This window comes from Zobellella taiwanensis (genome assembly GCF_003012795.1).
Classification (GTDB): domain Bacteria; phylum Pseudomonadota; class Gammaproteobacteria; order Enterobacterales; family Aeromonadaceae; genus Oceanimonas; species Oceanimonas taiwanensis.
The window spans coordinates 160,235-177,510 of the sequence record NZ_PXYH01000001.1; the positions used below are offsets into that span (position 1 = coordinate 160,235).

Here is a 17,276-nt window from a genome sequence, read left to right on the forward strand (position 1 = left end):
TGCCCCGTTTTTGGTTGCCGTAGGCATCACTCGTCAGTGCCGTTCGTAGGCTTGCGCCACGTAAACGGGCGCCTACAGTCTGGCCGGCGGCTGATGCGCCGGCTACAATGGCCCACTTTCTTTTTATTCAACTTCTTATGCTGCTAACCACTTCATTCGGTATCTGGCGCCAGCACCGGGTACTGAATAAATTTTTGTCTCCTTACCGCCTTTGCCGACAGCAGCATGCCCCGTTAACGGCCGTGGTGGGCTGGGGCTTAAAGCCCAATACCGCAAGGGCCCGCCGGCTGGCCGAGCGCCGCGGCCTGCCTTTTTGGCAGCTGGAAGACGGTTTTGTTGGCTATATTGGCCACCCCGCCACCGGCGCTACCCGGCTGTCGCTGATTGTGGACGAGCTGGGCGTGTATTACGACGCCACCCGTCCCAGCCAGCTTGAGCAAATGCTGCAAAACATCGACTGGTGGAACGATAGCTGGCAGCAGCGGGCGACCGCGCTGCAGCAGGTGCTGGCCGGCCAGGGCATTACCAAATACAACTGCTATGCCGATAACCGCCTGCCGGCGGCGGTGGCGGCACAACTGGATGCCACCCGCCCCCGGGTGCTGGTGATTGACCAGACCCGGGGCGATCAGTCGGTGCGGCTGGGGCTGGCCGGCGAGGCGTCGTTTACCCATATGCTGGCGGCGGCACAGGCCGAAAACCCCGGCGCCCAGATTATTGTGCGCACCCATCCGGATGTGCTGCTGGGCAAAAAGCAGGGCTATTTAACCGACGTGGCCGGTAGCGATGTGTTGCTGCTGGCCAACAGCCTTAACCCCTTTGCGCTGATGGCCGAGGTGGACAAGGTGTATACCGTAACTTCCCAGCTGGGGTTTGAGGCCCTGCTGGCCGGCAAGCCGGTGGTGTGCTTTGGCGCGCCCTTTTATGCCGGCTGGGGAATAACGGACGATCGCCTTGCCGTGCCCCGCCGGGGCAAGACCCGCACTGTGCCGCAACTGCTGGCGGCGGCCTATTTGCGTTATTGCCGCTATGTGGACCCGATAACCGGTGAGCGCTGCGAGCTGGAGGATCTGCTGGATCTCATCCTGGCCCAGCGCCCGCCGTTGGCGCGGGTGGATACGCTGTATGCGGTGGGATTTTCGCTGTGGCGGCGGCGTTTTGCGCCGCGCTTTTTGCAGCGTTATGCCAATAAGGTGTGCTTTGTTAAGCATTTGCCCCCGGCCCCGGAGGCGCCCGGCCGTGCTGGCTCTGCTGGCGCTTCTCCTGCCGCCGCGGTGCTGGTGTGGGGCCGCCGGTTTGAACAGGCGCTGGCCGGTTGTGCGCTGCCGGTGTGGCGCATGGAAGACGGCTTTTTGCGCTCGGTGGGGCTGGGCTCCGATTTGCGCCGCCCCGGCTCCCTGGTGGTGGACCCCCTGGGCATGTATTACGATCCGCGCACGCCCAGCGCCATTGAGCATTTTCTTGGCCGGCACCCGTTTGCGCCCCACGAGCTGGCCCAGGGCGAACGGCTGTTGCAGCACTTTAGGGAGCAGGCGCTCACCAAATACAATGTGGGCACCCGGGCCAGCCTGAGCTGGCGCCGCCAGGCCGGCGAACGCCCGGTGCTCCTGGTGCCGGGCCAGGTGGACGACGACGCCTCCATTCAGCTGGGCAGCCCCTTTGTGGCGGGCAACGCCGCCCTGCTGCAGGCGGTGCGGGCCGAGCATCCCAATGCTTTTATTGTGTTTAAGCCCCATCCGGATGTGGTGAGCGGCAACCGCAGGGGCACGGTGCCGGACCCGGTGCTGGCCCGCTGTGCCGATGTGGTGGAATCCGCCGCCGGCATTGTGGACTGCCTGGATGCCTGCGACGCAGTGCACACCCTCACCTCCCTCACCGGGCTGGAGGCGCTTATCCGCGGCAAACCGGTTACGGTGTGGGGCCAGCCGTTTTATGCGGGCTGGGGGCTGACTACCGACATGCACCCCGTTTCCCGCCGGGGCCGCACCCTGCCCCTGGCGGCGCTGGTGTACGCCACCTACGCCTGGTATCCCACCTATGTGGATTATCCAACGGGGCTGTACAGCACCCCGCTGCGCATGGCCTGGCGCCTGGCCCGGGAACGGGAGCAATTCAGCGAGCCCAACAACGCTCTGCTGCGCTGGGCCCACCGCCGGCTGCGCAAGGTATGGTTTTTGTGGGAAGCACTAAAAGGGTAAGCACCGATGTTGCCGCCACTACAGCCACAGTTGGCAGTTGGTCGAAACTGACCGCAATCCAGCCACAACGGTGGTAGCCCGTCCTGAGCCCTCTTGTATTGCCTCTACTCCACAGGCATGATTGTGCTGTTTTATCGAAGGCACAGGCCCCTTTTGAGAACGGTTTTTCGGATGAATTGACATCCTCCCCGCCCTAAAGGACGGGGATTCCTACAGCTAGACGGCAATGCCCTGCCGCGAGAATGTTCATGGCCGCGTTCACATCGCGGTCGTGCTCTGCTCCGCACTCAGAGCATGTCCATTCTCTTATTCCAAGACCTGCGATACCTTTCGGCCTCGAATCGGGCAGGGTGCCGCAACTCGAACAGGTTTGGGTGGAGTAGGATTCGTTAACGACTTCAAACACCACTGACCGCGCTATCGCTTTGTATTCCAGTTGTGTTTTGAGCATGGCCCAGCCCGCATCCAGTACCGATTTGGCCATGCGGGTTTGGGTCAGCTTGGTGCTGCTCACGTCACCAACGAAAATCGCGGCGTGGCTGTTTACCAGCCGCGTGCTGAATTTGTGCAAGGCGTCCTTGCGTCGGTTTTTGATCTTGGCGTGGATCGCCTTGACTCGTTGCTTCTTGTTGGCCCGCTGGGCCTTGCCCAGGGCGCTTTCCAGATCACGGTAAAACCGCCCAGCTGACAGCTTGGTGCCGTCACTACAGGTAGCCGCATCCTTCAGGCCCAAATCAATGCCCACGGCGCTTTTGCCAGCCGTTACCGGCTGCGCGGCCACCTGCACACAGATATTGAAGTACCAGCGGCCCCGCGCATCTTCTGAAAAACTGCCAGCCCGGAACTGGTATTTGGATAAGCCATAGCTGTCCCACACCTTGAAGTGGTGCCCGGCAAATTTAACCTGGCCGTTGCGCCATTGGGCCGCCCGGCTCTTGAAGGGGATAAAGCCAAGGGAGCGTTTTGAGCCGGAGCTGACCCGCCAGCGCAGCTTGGCCCGCTTGAACTGCTTGCGGGCCTTGGCATGAACGGCAATCACTTCCTGCACGGTGGCCGAGCCGATCAGATAACCGCGTTCTTTCTGAATGCCCGCCGTTAATTTCTGAACATCAAACGCTGACAACCACTCAGGCTTAACCGGGCCAAGGTCGCTGTGGTTGCGATTAGCCTTCATGGTCAGTTCGTTGGCGTGGTTAAAGACTTGGTTTACTTCGAACGCCATCTGCCGGAGCAATTTGGCGTGCTTGTCTTTAACGCGAACGCTGAGTGTTTTGGTCTGAATGCTCATAGTGGTTTACTATAAACGGCTATATCGCGTAGGCTCGCGTCCTCTCGACAGCACCATAGAGGATGTGAAACGGCTCGCACAGGCCGTTTGGTACCTTCCCCTGCAAACGCGCACCTACGCTGATTTAACAGGCCATAAACACGGTCTGCAGAAAGTGGCTGACACCGGGCCCAATGCCTACCTGAATGCGCAAAAGGAACATGTCGACCGGTGCAAACTGAGAGGATAGCCCCCTAAAAAGGGGTCGGAGTCAATTTAAAAATGACTCCGACCCCTTTTTATTGTTGCAGCATTTTCTTCATTAATGTCGGGCTTCTGGGCAGCAGGCCGGCTTTGAGCCCAAAGGGTTTGAACACGGCGTTCACCACCGCCAGGGTGGGGCTGCCAACATTGCGCTCTATGTCCGACAGGGTGCGCCGGCTTACTCCCACCAGGCTGGCGTACTCGGTTTGCGACATATTCAGCAGGTCTTTGCGCAGCGTACGCAACAATTCACCCTCGGTGATTGTCCCGTCAAACAACCGGGTCAGCAACGAAATAAGCAACGCTTCCCGCTCGGCAGGGCTTGGTTTGTTCATAGCAGCTCCCACCTTTTGAGCTTGTCGTCCAGATAATCAAAACCCATGGCTGGCATGTTCAGAATCGACTCGGGAACACCCCGGGCCTGCAGCCGTTGCTTCAAGCCTGCCAGCTTGCCGGCAAGCGCCTTTAACTCCGCCAGCACCCGCGCCGGCTCTGCCAGATCTGCCAGCTCGTTGGCAATGGCTCGCCAGTTATACTGTCCTCCCTCTTCCAGCGGGCTGCCCCAGCTGGTAGAGCGCGGCACCATTTCCGGATCTGCCTTCATCGGCGCGAAGTCGTATACGGGCGCCAGCCAGATCTTTTCCGGTGTTTTCAGCAGGGCCGTGTTGCGGCCATGATTGTCGGAATTGCCAAAAGCCACATTCAGCAGATCCCGCTTAACCCATTCAATCACAAAGGCCTGCCGGTCAAAGCTTTCTCCCAGCTCAAGCACCCGGTATTGATGCTCCAGCAATCTGATCAGGCTGCGCAGTGTATGCTGATGCTTTAAATAGCTGCCCGGTGCCTTGTGAAGCACCGAATACACCGACTCCAGCCCATAGCGAGTCAGCTGACCTTCACACATGGCCACATCAAAGCGGGGCAGCCAGAGGGAAGGAAAACGCTCCCCTTCCAGCAGCCGCATGCCATTGGTACTGATGGTGCTCACGCCCAGACTTTGCAGTTCGTGGTAATAGTGGTACTCCGCTCGCAGAATGTCGCAGTCAATGGGACCTCTGTTGTTGCGCGGAAATTTAACCAGGTAATGGGTGTCAGGATTGTGTACGTCATCCTGAAAGGTGTCTATCCACACTTCGTCGTTTGCCGAGCAGCGCAGCAGCAGCTTGGGAGCTTCCCCGCCGGCACCGGTCGCACCTCCGCTGGCCGCCCCCATTTGCTGGGCATATTCCAGAAAGTCGGTATTACGCTCCACCACTTCCTGTATGGCAAAGCGACGCTGCCTGAGTGTGCTGCCGGCAGGTAACTCAGGTAAAGCCTCCTTGATGCGCAAATTCCCCACCGGCGCTATGGTGCCTCGGCACAGCAGTTCGGTGTCTTGCCTCTCCGGAGTGGCATTGCTCAACCCAAGCTGGTTGACCCAGTAGCGGCGAGCAGCTCCTGCGGGCATGATGTCGTCAAGAAAGCCAAACCAGGTAGGGGAGTCGTGGGGAACCATCAACTCAATGGGCAAAACCAGGCTGCAGGCATGTTCATCATCCCGTTGCAGCCATTCAAGAGCGTAATCAAAGTCATAGCCCAGCCGGGCCGGCCCGCTTCTGCCCAGTTGTGGCTGTTGAAGAGTCAGCTCGGCCGCATCATGCCAGGCTCCTTGGTGGAAAATCTGGATGGTCAGCTTGATCGGGTTCATATCACACCAATGAGAAAATAAGTGCTCAAAAATAACGTGAACCGGTTTTTTTGAGCAGATTAACGCTCACAATGTAATATCAAAAGCAAAAATGAGCAAATTAACGCTCAAGAAAAAGAAAAAAAGGGGTCGGAGTCAATTTAAAAATGACTCCGACCCCTTTTTAGGGGGGGTTAGCCCAGCAGCAGGCGGTTAATGCGGGCTACGAAGGCGGCGGGGTCTTTCAGGCCGCCTTGCTCGGCGAGCTGGGCCTGCTCCAGCAGCAGCTGGGACCATTCGTTGAACTGCTCGCCCTCGCCCAGGCTTTCGAGCTTTTTCACCAGGCTGTGCTCGGGGTTGAGCTCCAGGATGTACTTTTGCTCGGGCACCGGCTGGCCGGCGGCGCGCATCAGCTTGATCATCTGGGTGCTCATGTCGTGCTCGCCCGCCACCACGCAGGAGGGCGTGCTGGTGAGGCGGTGAGTCAGGCGCACTTCCTTCACCTCGTCGCCGAGGGCGGTTTTCACCCGCTCCAGCAGCGGCGCCAGGGCCTCTTTGGCTTCTTCCTGGGCCTTTTTGGTTTCTTCGTCTTCCAGCTCGCCCAGGTCCAGCGCCCCCTTGGTGACCGACACAAACTGCTTGTCTTTGTAGTCGCTGAGGTGGTTCATCAGCCATTCGTCCACCCGCTCCCACATCAGCAGCACTTCTATGCCCTTTTTGCGGAAAATTTCCAGGTGCGGGCTGTGGCTGGCGGCGGCGTAGCTGTCGGCGGTGATGTAGTAGATCTTGTCCTGGCCTTCCTTCATGCGCTCGAGGTAGTCATCCAGCGACACGGTCTGGGCGTCGGAGTCGGTGTGGGTGCTGGCAAAACGCAGCAGGCCGGCAATCTGCTCCCGGTGGGCGTAGTCTTCCGCCGGGCCTTCCTTCAGCACGTTGCCGAATTCTTCCCAAAAGCCCTGGTATTTTTCGGCTTCGTTTTTCGCCATCTGCTCCAGCATGGACAGCACCCGCTTGGTGCAGGCCTTGCGCAGCTGGGCGGTGACCTTGTTGTCCTGCAGGATCTCGCGGGACACGTTGAGCGGCAGATCGTTGGAGTCGAGCACGCCCTTCACAAAGCGCAGGTAGGTGGGCATAAACTGCTCGGCGTCGTCCATAATGAACACCCGCTGCACATACAGCTTGAGGCCGTGCTTCTGCTCCCGGTTCCACATGTCCCAGGGGGCCTTGGCGGGCACATAGAGCAGGCTGGTGTATTCCTGGTTGCCTTCCACCTTGTTGTGGCTCCAGGCCAGGGCGTCCTGCCAGTCGTGGGAGATGTGCTTGTAGAACTCCTGGTATTCCTCGTCACTCACCTCGCCCTTGGCGCGGGTCCACAGGGCAGTGGCCTTGTTCACCTGCTCCCACTCGCCCTCGGTGGCCGGTGACGTGACATTGCCGTCTTCGTCGGTCTGCTCCGGCTCGCCGTCCTTCCACATTTCCACGGCGATGCTGATATGGTCGGAATACTTGCCGATGATGCTGCGCAGGCGCCAGTCGTCGAGAAATTCCTGTTCACTGTCGCGCAGGTGCAGGATCACGTCGGTGCCCCGGCCGGTTTTTTCGATGTCGGCCACGGTGAAGGTGCCGTCGCCGTCGGATTCCCAGCGCACGCCCCGATCACTGCCTTCGCCGGCGGCGCGGCTCAGCACGGTGACCTTGTCGGCCACGATAAAGGCGGAGTAAAAGCCCACGCCAAACTGGCCGATCAGCTGGGAGTCCTTGGCCTGGTCGCCGGACAGCTGGCTGAAAAACGCCTTGGTGCCCGACTTGGCAATGGTGCCCAGGTGCTCGATCACCTCGTCCCGGGTCATGCCGATGCCGTTGTCGGAAATGGTCAGGGTCTTGTTGTCCTTGTCCAGGATCAGGCGCACCCGCAGGTTGCCGTCGTTTTCGTACAGATTGCTGTCAGAAAGGGCCCTGAAGCGCAGCTTGTCGGCGGCGTCGGCGGCGTTGGACACCAGCTCGCGCAGAAACACCTCTTTGTTGGAATACAGGCTGTGCGCCATCAGGTTGAGCAGTTGCTTGACTTCGGTTTGAAAACCATGAGTTTCGGTATGCACGGCTTCTGACATGATTAGTTCCTTGCTTGGGTTAACCTACAGCCAGAAAGATGGGGTTGGATACGGGGATTTCAACCCCCGAAAAAGGGGTCGGAGTCATTTATTTGCCCGTTGCAGCCGACGGCGTCCGTACGGCCGGTTTTAAGCGCTCTTACGAGCGCTGATGCAGGCGGGCCGCCTGCGCTCCACAAGACCAATATGCCGGCATTTGGGAGCGCGGGCCGCCTGCGCTCCACAAGACCAATACGCCGGCATTTGGGAGTGCGGGCCGCCTGCGCTCCACAAGACCAATACGCCGGCATTTGGGAGTGCGGGCCGCCTGCGCTCCACAAGACCAATACGCCGGCATTTGGGAGCGCGGGCGGGCCGCCCGCTATTTGACGCGAAGCGGCAACGGGATTCGGCAAATGGGCTCAGTAATAGCTACCGCCTTGTTCGGCCATTTGCCGCAGCGGCCCGCAGGGGGCGAAGCGTTCGCCGTATTTGCGGGCGTATTCCTCCATTTTGGCGACGATGGCGCCAATGCCCTGCTGGTGCATGTAATGGAATGGCCCGCCGGTAAAGGGCGGGAAGCCAATGCCGAACACGGCGCCGATGTCGCCGTCCCGGGCCGAGGCCACCACGCCTTCGTCCAGCGCCAGGGCCGCTTCGTTGAGCATCATCAGCACGCAGCGCTCGGCCAGATCCTGGGCCGGCAGCCGGGTATGGGGCGACACCCCGAGCAGGGCATACACACTCGGGTCCACCGGTTTGCCTTTTTTGTTGAAGCGGTAAAAGCCGCGGCCGTTCTTCTTGCCAAAGCGCTGGTCGTCCAGCAGCTTGCCAAAGGCGTCCGGCGCCTTGAAGCGCGCCCCCAGCTCCCGCTCCAGGATGGGCGAGATTTTGGCGGCCACGTCGATGCCCACTTCATCCAGCAGGGTAATGGGCCCCACCGGAAAGCCGTAGTCCACCAGGGCCTGGTCAATGGCTTCTATCGGCTCGCCCTCCAGCAGCAGGCGGGCGGCTTCGTTCAGGTAGGGTGCAAGGATGCGGTTAACGTAAAAACCGGCCCTGTCCTGCACTACTATAGGGGTTTTGCCCTGGGCGCGGGCCAGCCGGATGGCGGTGGCCACCGTTTCATTGCTGGTGCCCGCATGGGGGATAATTTCCGCCAGGGGCATTTTATCCACCGGGCTGAAGTAGTGCAGGCCCACCACCCGCTCCGGCCGCGCCGCCCGCTCGGCAATCCGGTGAATGGGCAGCGACGAGGTGTTGCTGGCAAACACCGCCTGGGCCGGGCAGTGGCGCTCCACGTCCGCCACCATCTGCTGCTTGATGTCCAGATCTTCAAACACCGCCTCCACCACCATGTCGGCCCGTTCAAAGCCGTTGTAATCCAGGCTGCCGGTCATCAGCGCCAGCTGGCGGTCCCGTTCGGTCGCCCTCAGTTGCCGCTTTTTCACCCGGGAGGACAACAGCCTGTGCGCCATGGCCATGGCCTGGCCGATGCCATTATGGGAAATGTCCTTGATGCGCACCGGCAGCCCGGCCCTGGTGGCGGTCACAAAGGCGATGCCGCCGCCCATCAGGCCGCCGCCCAGCACGCCAATGCGCTTGAGCGCCAGGGGCTCGGCGCCCTGGAAGGCGGTTTCCTTTTTCATCTCGGTGGTGGCAAAGAACAGGTGGCGCAGGGCCGCCGACTCGGGCGTCATCACCAGCTCGCCAAAGGCGCTGGCCTCTGCCTCCAGCCCTTTTTTCATGCCCTGCTCGTAACCGGTGCGCACCACCTCCAGCAGCCGCTCGGGTGCTGGATAGTTGCCCCGGGTTTTGTGGCGCAGGGCACTCAGCGCCTTGTCGAACACCAGTTTGCGCCCCAGCGGGTTGGCCTCCAGCGCCAGGGCCTTGAGATCCTGCTTGCGCTTGTGCTTCGGCTTGCCCTGGCGGGCCAGGGCGATGGCGGTGTCGAGCAAAATGCTCTGCGGCACCATATCGTCCACCAGGCCGGCCTTGAGTGCCTGTTTGGGCCGCAGCTGCTTGCCGGTGAGCATCATGTCCAGGGCCCTGGTCAGCCCCACCCGCCGGGGCAGGCGCTGGGTGCCGCCGGAGCCGGGCAGCAGGCCAAGCTGCACTTCCGGCAGCCCCAGCCGGGTGAGGTCGTCGTCGCTGCATACCCGGCCGTGGCAGGCCAGTGCCAGCTCCAGGCCGCCGCCCAGGCAGGGCCCGTGGATGGCGGCGATCAGCGGCAGTTCGAGCTGTTCCAGCTCGTTGAACAAGGTCTGCCCGGCGCGGGCCAGGGCCGCGGCTTCGTCGGCACTGCGGCAGGCGGCCAGCATGTTGACGTCGGCACCGGCCACAAAGGAGTCGGGCTTGCCCGAGCACAGCACCAGCCCCTTGAGTTCGCCGTCGGCACGGATCTGCTCCAGCAGGGCGCGAATGTCGTCGACAAAGCTCGCCCTCAGGGTGTTCATGCGCTCGCCCGGCACGTCCATGGTAATAATGCCGATGTCGTCGTCTTTACGCAGGGTAAAGGTGGGTTGTTGTTCGCTCATTGTGCTGCCTCCAGTACCATGGCCGCGCCCAGTCCGCCGGCGGCGCAGGCGGTGGTCAGGGCCAGGCCGCCGCCACGGCGGTTAAGCTCTCTCAGGGTTTGGGTGATCATGCGCGCGCCGGTGGCGGCAAAGGGATGGCCATAGGCCAGGGAGCCGCCCAGCACGTTGAACCTGGCCATGTCCACCTGGCCTATGGCCCGGCTCAGGCCCAGTTCGCGCTCGGCAAAGGCCTGGCTTTCGAACATCCTGAGGTTGGCCAGGGTCTGGGCGGCGAAGGCCTCGTGCATGTCGACCAAATCCATGTCCGCCAGGGTGCAGCCGGCGCGCGCCAGCGCCAGCGGCGTGGCATAGCTCGGCCCCAGCAGCATGTCCTGGCGGACATCAATGGCGGCGTAGGCGTAGCTGCGCAGGTAACCGAGCGGCTTGAGCCCCAGCTCCCGGGCGCGGGTTTCGGTCATCATCAGCACACAGGCGGCGCCGTCGGTCAGCGGGGTGCTGTTGGCGGCGGTCACGCTGCCGTGGCGCTTGTCGAAGGCGGGTTTCAGTTTGGCGTAATCGGCCAGTTCGGACTGGCTGCGAATGTTGTTGTCCTGCTCGAAAGGCGCCTTGAACGGCGGCACATGGGCGGTCATCACTTCGTCGGCCAGCCAGCCCCGCTGCCAGGCCTTGCCGGCCAGCTGGTGCGAGCGGTGGGCCAGCTCGTCCTGCTCCCGGCGGCCAATGCCGTGGCTTTTGGCCATCTGCTCGGCGGTCTGGCCCATGGACAACCCGGTAGAATACTCCGCCACCGCCGGCGGCACCGGCGCCAAATCCTTCAGTTTGAGCCGGCGCAATATGGCCAGCCGGGCACCGAGCGACCTGGCCTTGCTTAAATCGAGCAGCGCCTCGGCCAGCCGGCCGGAGACGCCGATGGGCAGCACCGAGGAGGAGTCGGCCCCGCCGGCAATGCCCACCCGGATCTGGCCGGCCATCATCGCCTCGGCAACGTTGGACACCGCCTGAAAGCTGGTGGCGCAGGCGCGGGTTACGCTGTAGGCGTCGGTGGCCGCGGGCAGCTCGGTGCCGAGCACGATTTCCCGCGCTATGTTGGGGGCCTTGGGCATCTGGATCACCTGGCCGAACACCAGCTGCTGCACCTCGGCCGGATCCATGGGGGTGCGGGCCAGCAGTTCGGCCACCACCATGCGACCCAAATCCAGGGCGGGAATGCCACGATAGGCGGTGGCCTGGCGGGCGAAGGGGGTTCTCAGGCCGGCAACGATGGCAATGCGATCGCCGGCTCGGGTGGTTAAGGGATTAGTCAGCGACATGTTTGCTCCTTGTTGGCAAGAGGTCTGACCTCACCCGCATCTTAACAATGGCCCTACAAGTTTTAAACAGGTGATTGAAATTTTCCCGGGCCCAGGCCGGGCAAAACTCCCTGTCGCGCGGCGTGCCAAGAGCGGGTAGACTGAAATCAGCCCCCACTAGCGACGGTGAACAATGATTTCTGTATTCAAGCGAAAGAAGCCCGAGCAGGATGCGGTCTCTAAAAGCATGATGATAAAACAAAAGCGTTACGAGGCCCTGGTATACGCCCTGCATGGCGATTTGTTCCGCTATGCCTACTGGCTGTGCCACGACCGACAGGTGGCCGAAGACCTGGTGCAGGAAACCTTTTTGCGTGCCTGGAAGGCGCTCGACAGCCTGAAGGACGAAAAGGCCGCCAAGGCCTGGCTTATCACTATTTTGCGGCGCGAGAACGCCCGCCGCTTTGAACGCAAGCAGTTCGACCTGGTGGATATCGACACCACCCCCGTGGCCGATAAACAAAGCCTGGGGCTTGAACAGGACATGGAAAACGAGTGGCTGCGCCGGCATATTGCCGAGCTGGCCGTGGAATATCGCGAACCGCTGCTGCTGCAGGTGATCGGCGGCTTCAGCGGGGAAGAAATAGCCGAGATACTGGACTTGAACAAGAATACCGTAATGACCCGCCTCTTTCGCGCCCGCAACCAGCTGAAAGAGGCCCTGGAACAGGACAAGAACGCGCGAGGTCGCTGCAATGGATGAGCTGGAATTTAGACGCCGGGCCTATGCGGATCCCAATGACAAAAGCCCGGAATTTATCGCCGCATCCACCGCCAGCACCGGCAACCGGCAGTTCATGGACGAAATGAAAGACTTCAACCGCAAGCTCACCCGCGCCCTGGACGAGCCCGTGCCCCCGGCCCTGCCCGACAAGCTGATGCTATCGCACCTGCTGCGCCAGCCCGACAGCCGCGAAGGCCTGGGCTGGCGGCACCTGGCCATTGCCGCCTCGGTGGCCTTTACCCTGGGCTTTGCCACCCGCTTTGTGCAGATGTCGCCGGATCCGGGGGCGGGCCTGCCGTCGGTTTCCCGGGTGGCCATGCACCATGTGCAGATGGAAATGCCCTTTACCCACTATATCGACGAGGAAGTCACGCTCACCACCATCAACGCCAAGCTGCGCCCCTACGGCGCGCGGCTCACCGACCTGGCGGGGGTGGGCAAGGTCTATTACGCCAACCACTGCATGTTTGCCGGTGGTCCGGCGGCGCACCTGGTGATCCAGGGCGAGTCCGACCGGGTGCACGTGTTCCTGGTGCCGATGGAGCGCGCGCTGCAGGTGGAAGAGCGGTTCTCCGAGGCCAACCTGCACGGCGAGGTCATGCCCATGAGCTACAACCGGCTGGTGGTGGTGAGCGACAAGCAGGAAGACATCCACCGCATGGCGGAAAAAGTGAAAGCCTCACTGGAACGCGCCATCTGATCCCCTTGCCGGCGGCAACACACGCCGCCGGCCGTCCCGACGCCCTCTCCGCCATCCGCCCTCTCCCTGTCCGGTTGTACCTTCCGGGCTTTTTCCATGCAAAAACAGCCGCCGCTGCTGGGTGTTACCCGGCCTAATGGTGTAACATTCGGTCACCTCGCTCACACGGAAGCGAATACGCTGTTCGGAACAACAGGAATGCGCTATGACCATTGAACTCCCCATTCTGATTACCTTTGTCGGCTACTTGTTGCTGACCATGCTGATCGGCCTGGTGGCCTACCGGGCCACCAGTTCGCTCAGTGACTATATTCTCGGCGGACGCCGCCTGGGCCCCGGAGTGGCGGCCCTGAGCGTGGGCGCCTCGGACATGAGCGGCTGGTTGCTGCTCGGCCTGCCCGGCGCGGTTTTCCTTTACGGTATCAACCAGGCCTGGATTGGCATCGGCCTAGTGATTGGCGCCTGGCTCAACTGGCTGTTTGTGGCCAAGCGGCTGCGGGTGTATACGGAGCAGGCCAATGACTCCCTCACCCTGCCCGATTTTCTGGAAAACCGCCTGGCGGATCATTCCGGCCTGCTGAGGGTGATTTCGGCGGTGACCATACTGGTGTTTTTCATCTTTTATACCGCTTCCGGCCTGGTGGGCGGCGCCATCCTGTTTGAAAAGGTGTTCGGCCTGCCCTACCTCACCGCCCTGATTATCGGCGGCGGGGTCATTGTGGCCTATACCTTTATGGGCGGCTTTCTGGCGGTGTCCTGGACCGATTTTTTCCAGGGCATACTGATGCTGCTGGCGCTGATTGTGATGCCCTGGGTGGTGATGAACGAGCTGGGCGGCATAGACCAGACCTTCGCCACCCTCGAAGGCATGGATGCCAGCAAGCTCGACCTGTTCCACGACTTTTCACTGCTCAGCGGCCTCAGCCTGCTGGCCTGGGGGCTGGGTTACTTCGGCCAGCCCCATATCCTGGCCCGCTTTATGGCCATCGATTCTCCCCGCTCGGTGCCGCTGTCGCGCCGCATTGCCATGAGCTGGATGATACTGTCGCTGATTGGCGCCCTGGGTGTGGGCCTGGCCGGCGCCGTCTATTTTGCCGACGCCCCGCTGGACAACCCGGAAACCGTCTTCCTCGCCCTGGCCAACGCCGTGTTCAACCCCTGGGTGGCCGGCCTGCTGATTGCCGCCATCATGTCGGCCATTATGAGCACCATCGACTCCCAGTTGCTGGTGTGCTCTTCCGCCATTACCGAGGATTTTTACAAGCGCTGGCTGCGCCCCGGTGCCGGCGACCACGAACTGGTGTGGGTTGGCCGTTTTGCGGTGCTGGGCGTGGCGGTGTGCGCCATGCTGATTGCCCTGGACCCGCAAACCACGGTGCTGGGCCTGGTGAGCTATGCCTGGGCCGGTTTTGGCGCCGCCTTCGGCCCGGTGATTATCCTGTCCGTGTTCTGGCCCAGGCTGACCCGCAACGGCGCCCTGGCCGGCATAGTGCTGGGCGCGCTGACCGTGATCGGCTGGAAACAGCTGGAGGGCGGCCTGTTCGATTTGTACGAAATCGTGCCCGGTTTCCTGATCTGCGGTCTGGCCTGCATTGTGGTCAGCCGGCTCGACAAGGAGCCCGCCAAGTCGGTGGTGCTGGGTTTCCGGCGGATGGAGTCGGACCTTTAAGGTTTGATTTCTCTCACAAAAGGAGCCCGAGGGCTCCTTTTTTGTAAACAAGTGTTTTACTTTTTAATTACAGTTTCTTATTCTCCCAACTGGTAAGAGTTCACACCTCCTTACCGGCTGCGCAAAAGGTCGTCGCGCCCGATATACCCAACAACGACAAGAGAGTCTTCTATGAGCAAAAAGACGTTGAAACTGTCCGTGCTCGCCGCTTCCATTGCAGTGGTCGCAGGGCAAGCCCATTCCGCCGCATTCCAGCTGGCAGAGCAAAACACCACGGGTCTTGGCCGCGCCTACGCCGGTGAGGGCGCCATTGGCGATAACGCCTCCGTACTGGGCCGCAACCCGGCCGCCATGACCCTGTTTGACCGCCCCGCCCTCTCCACCGGTGCGGTATATATCAATCCGGAAGTGGATGTGGATGGCCAAGGAGCAACCGCTCAGGCGGGCAAGGCGGCCGGGCTGCCTACTCACTCGAACGATATTGCCGACGATGCAGTGGTGCCCTTCTTTTACTATGTACAACCGATCAACGAACAATGGTTTGCCGGCCTGGGGATTTTTACCAACTATGGCCTGTCCACCACTTTCCAGGATGATCATTATGCAGGTCCCGTTGCAGGCAAAACAGCACTGACCACCATCAATATCAACCCCAATATCGCCTTTAAGGCCAATGAGCATCTTTCCCTCGGGGCAGGCTTTAATGCCGTTTATGCGGATGCGGAACTGATTAGGCACTCAGGTATTGCAGCTTCGGGGCTCGGCTTGCAACCCACTTCAGAATTTGTCCGTCTTGCGGGTGACGACTGGGGTTATGGCTGGAATATTGGCATCCTGCTGGAAGCAGACGAGAGTAATCGTTGGGCTCTGACTTATCGCTCGGAAGTGGATTTAACCCTCGAAGGCGACTATTCAAGTGACTTGCCTCAGCTCCCCAATAATGGCCCCCTGATGCAGGGGCTGCCGGTCGGCACCGGTGGTGTGAAAAAGCCGGGCAAACTGGACCTGACCCTGCCGGCAATAGCAGAGCTTTCCGGTTTTCATCAGGTCAGGCCGGATTGGGCTCTGCACTACGGTATTATGTGGACCGAGTGGAGCAGTTTTCAGGAGCTTAAGGCTGTCAGCAATGGCTGCAGTACCGACTGTTTCCAAAAAGATGAAAAATTTAAAAACAGCTGGCGTGTAAGTATGGGAGCCACCCATCAGCTTGATGATAAATGGACCCTGCGCGGCGGCCTGGCCTACGATAAATCCCCCGTGCCCGAGGAATACCGCTCCATTTCCATCCCGGATGTGGACCGGACCTGGTATACCCTGGGCGCCACCTATGCCTACAGCCAGAATCTGAGCTTTGATGCCGCCTTTGCCTTCTTGGACGGCAAACGTGTTGACGTCAAGGAGTCAAATTATGAATTCACTTCCGGTGGCGATGCCTATCTGCTGGGCCTGCAGATGAACTACCGTTTTTAAGCCGCCACGCCGGATGATACGAAGCGCCCGGGTGGCGCTTCTTTTTTGCCCGGGCTTTGTCTCCCTACGCAAAATCAGGTATATTCCGCCCCTGCTTTTCGTTGCGGGATCCCCATGGACAGTTTTGTAGCCAGACAAGCCATCCTCGATAAAAACGGCAATCCGTTCGGGTATGAACTGCTGTTTCGTCTCGGCCTCGAAAACCGTTTTCCCAATATCGGCGCCGAGCAGGCCACCCGCCGGCTGATGGCCGAACAGTTTTTGAGCCAGAAAATCGAGGACCTGGTCGGCAATGCCCTGTGCTTTGTCAATTTTCCCGATACCCTGCTGCACGAGGGGCTGGCCGATGCCTTCCACCAGCACAACCTGGTTATCGAGATCCTGGAAGACGCCCGGCCCACCCAGGCCCTGCTCGACTGCGTTAAGCGGCTCAAACAGCTCGGCATGAAGCTCGCGCTCGACGATCACCACCCGGGCAGCGACTGGGACGATTTTCTGCCGTTTATGGACTTTATCAAGCTGGATTTGCGCCAGACCCCGCTGGAGCAGTGCCGGCGCTTTATCGCCAATTGCCGGCTGTTCACCGGCCTGCGCTTTATTGCCGAAAAGGTGGAAACCCGGGAAGAATACGAAGCCGCCCGCCAGGCGGGATTCCATTACTTCCAGGGTTATTATTTCCAGCAACCCCAGGTGATCCGGCGCCGGCTGCTGACCACGGACGAAACCACCGCCTTCGAGCTGCTGGCCGCGGTCAACGAAGACGAGGTCAACTACGACCGGCTCACCGGCCTGTTCAGCCGGGATCTGCCCCTGTCCTATAACCTGCTGCGCTACGTCAACAGCCTGCACCTGGGCTATCGCAACCAGACCATCGACAAGTTGCGCAATGCCATTGTCTACCTGGGCCATCAGCAACTCAAACGCTTCACCGCCCTGGTGATGACCGCCTACATCAGCAAAAACAAAAATGCCGAGCTGTACCGGCTGTCGATTATCCGGGCCCGCTGGTGCGAGCTGCTGGTCCAGCACCTGGACTCGTCCCTCGCCGACGACGCCTTTCTGTGCGGCCTGTTCTCCCTGCTCGACATCCTGCTGGAGCGGCCGCTGGACGAAATCCTGCCCCAGTTGCCGGTATCGGACCAGGTCTGCCAGGCGCTGCTGCACAACAAGGGCGAACTCGGCTTTTTGATGGGCGTGATCCACGACCACGAGCAGACCAACTGGCCGCAGCTGCAGAAAAGGCTGGCCTTTATGGGCGTGAGCCAGGAAACCAGCGCCCGCTGCTATGAAGAAGCGGTGCGCTGGAGCCACTGCCTGAGCAGCTACTACCGCGCCCCCTGAG

General features: G+C 61.0%; 12 protein-coding genes. 6 read left to right on the forward strand and 6 right to left on the reverse strand.

Features of this window, described 5'->3' with window-relative positions; all coding sequences use genetic code 11:
• The first annotated feature begins 137 nt into the window (after positions 1–137).
• Positions 138–2,198 (forward strand): capsular polysaccharide biosynthesis protein, encoded by a 2,061-nt coding sequence (locus C7I36_RS00700; protein WP_106451827.1) that lies wholly within the window; start codon positions 138–140, stop codon positions 2,196–2,198.
• 193 nt (positions 2,199–2,391) lie between these two features.
• Here the strand turns inward: C7I36_RS00700 and C7I36_RS00705 are convergent, their stop codons facing one another.
• From C7I36_RS00705 to fadI, 6 genes are all read right to left on the reverse strand, one after another.
• Positions 2,392–3,486 (reverse strand): RNA-guided endonuclease InsQ/TnpB family protein, encoded by a 1,095-nt coding sequence (locus tag C7I36_RS00705; protein WP_106451828.1) that lies wholly within the window; start codon positions 3,484–3,486, stop codon positions 2,392–2,394.
• Positions 3,487–3,764: 278 nt separating this feature from the next.
• Positions 3,765–4,064 carry a helix-turn-helix transcriptional regulator gene (locus tag C7I36_RS00710; protein WP_106451829.1) on the reverse strand — a complete coding sequence of 100 codons (300 nt, stop codon included), beginning with the start codon at positions 4,062–4,064 and terminating at the stop codon, positions 3,765–3,767.
• Positions 4,061–5,416 (reverse strand): type II toxin-antitoxin system HipA family toxin, encoded by a 1,356-nt coding sequence (locus C7I36_RS00715; protein WP_106451830.1) that lies wholly within the window; start codon positions 5,414–5,416, stop codon positions 4,061–4,063. Before C7I36_RS00715 ends, C7I36_RS00710 begins: the two co-directional genes overlap by 4 nt.
• A 173-nt stretch (positions 5,417–5,589) precedes the next feature.
• Positions 5,590–7,506 carry a molecular chaperone HtpG gene (gene htpG / locus C7I36_RS00720; protein WP_106451831.1) on the reverse strand — a complete coding sequence of 639 codons (1,917 nt, stop codon included), beginning with the start codon at positions 7,504–7,506 and terminating at the stop codon, positions 5,590–5,592.
• Positions 7,507–7,907: 401 nt separating this feature from the next.
• On the reverse strand, positions 7,908–10,022 hold the full coding sequence (gene fadJ / locus C7I36_RS00725; protein ID WP_106451832.1) for a fatty acid oxidation complex subunit alpha FadJ: 2,115 nt from the start codon (positions 10,020–10,022) through the stop codon (positions 7,908–7,910).
• Entirely contained in the window at positions 10,019–11,332 is a 1,314-nt protein-coding gene (gene fadI / locus C7I36_RS00730; protein ID WP_106451833.1) for an acetyl-CoA C-acyltransferase FadI, read from the reverse strand. The genes fadJ and fadI overlap by 4 nt, the downstream gene beginning before the upstream one ends.
• A gap of 226 nt (positions 11,333–11,558) precedes the next feature.
• Between fadI and C7I36_RS00735 the strand changes: the two genes are divergently transcribed.
• The 5 genes from C7I36_RS00735 to C7I36_RS00755 all read left to right on the forward strand — a co-directional run bounded on the left by C7I36_RS00735 (position 11,559) and on the right by C7I36_RS00755 (position 17,275).
• On the forward strand, positions 11,559–12,074 hold the full coding sequence (locus tag C7I36_RS00735) for a sigma-70 family RNA polymerase sigma factor (RefSeq protein WP_245879985.1): 516 nt from the start codon (positions 11,559–11,561) through the stop codon (positions 12,072–12,074).
• Complete coding sequence (locus C7I36_RS00740) at positions 12,067–12,795, forward strand: DUF3379 domain-containing protein (protein WP_106451835.1); 729 nt, start codon at positions 12,067–12,069, stop codon at positions 12,793–12,795. Before C7I36_RS00735 ends, C7I36_RS00740 begins: the two co-directional genes overlap by 8 nt.
• A 205-nt stretch (positions 12,796–13,000) precedes the next feature.
• Entirely contained in the window at positions 13,001–14,464 is a 1,464-nt protein-coding gene (gene putP / locus C7I36_RS00745) for a sodium/proline symporter PutP (protein ID WP_106451836.1), read from the forward strand.
• A gap of 171 nt (positions 14,465–14,635) precedes the next feature.
• Positions 14,636–15,934, forward strand: a complete 1,299-nt coding sequence (locus C7I36_RS00750; protein ID WP_106451837.1) for an outer membrane protein transport protein — start codon at positions 14,636–14,638, stop codon at positions 15,932–15,934.
• A 114-nt stretch (positions 15,935–16,048) separates the two neighbouring features.
• On the forward strand, positions 16,049–17,275 hold the full coding sequence (locus tag C7I36_RS00755) for an EAL and HDOD domain-containing protein (protein ID WP_106451838.1): 1,227 nt from the start codon (positions 16,049–16,051) through the stop codon (positions 17,273–17,275).
• The last annotated feature ends 1 nt before the right edge of the window (position 17,276 follow it).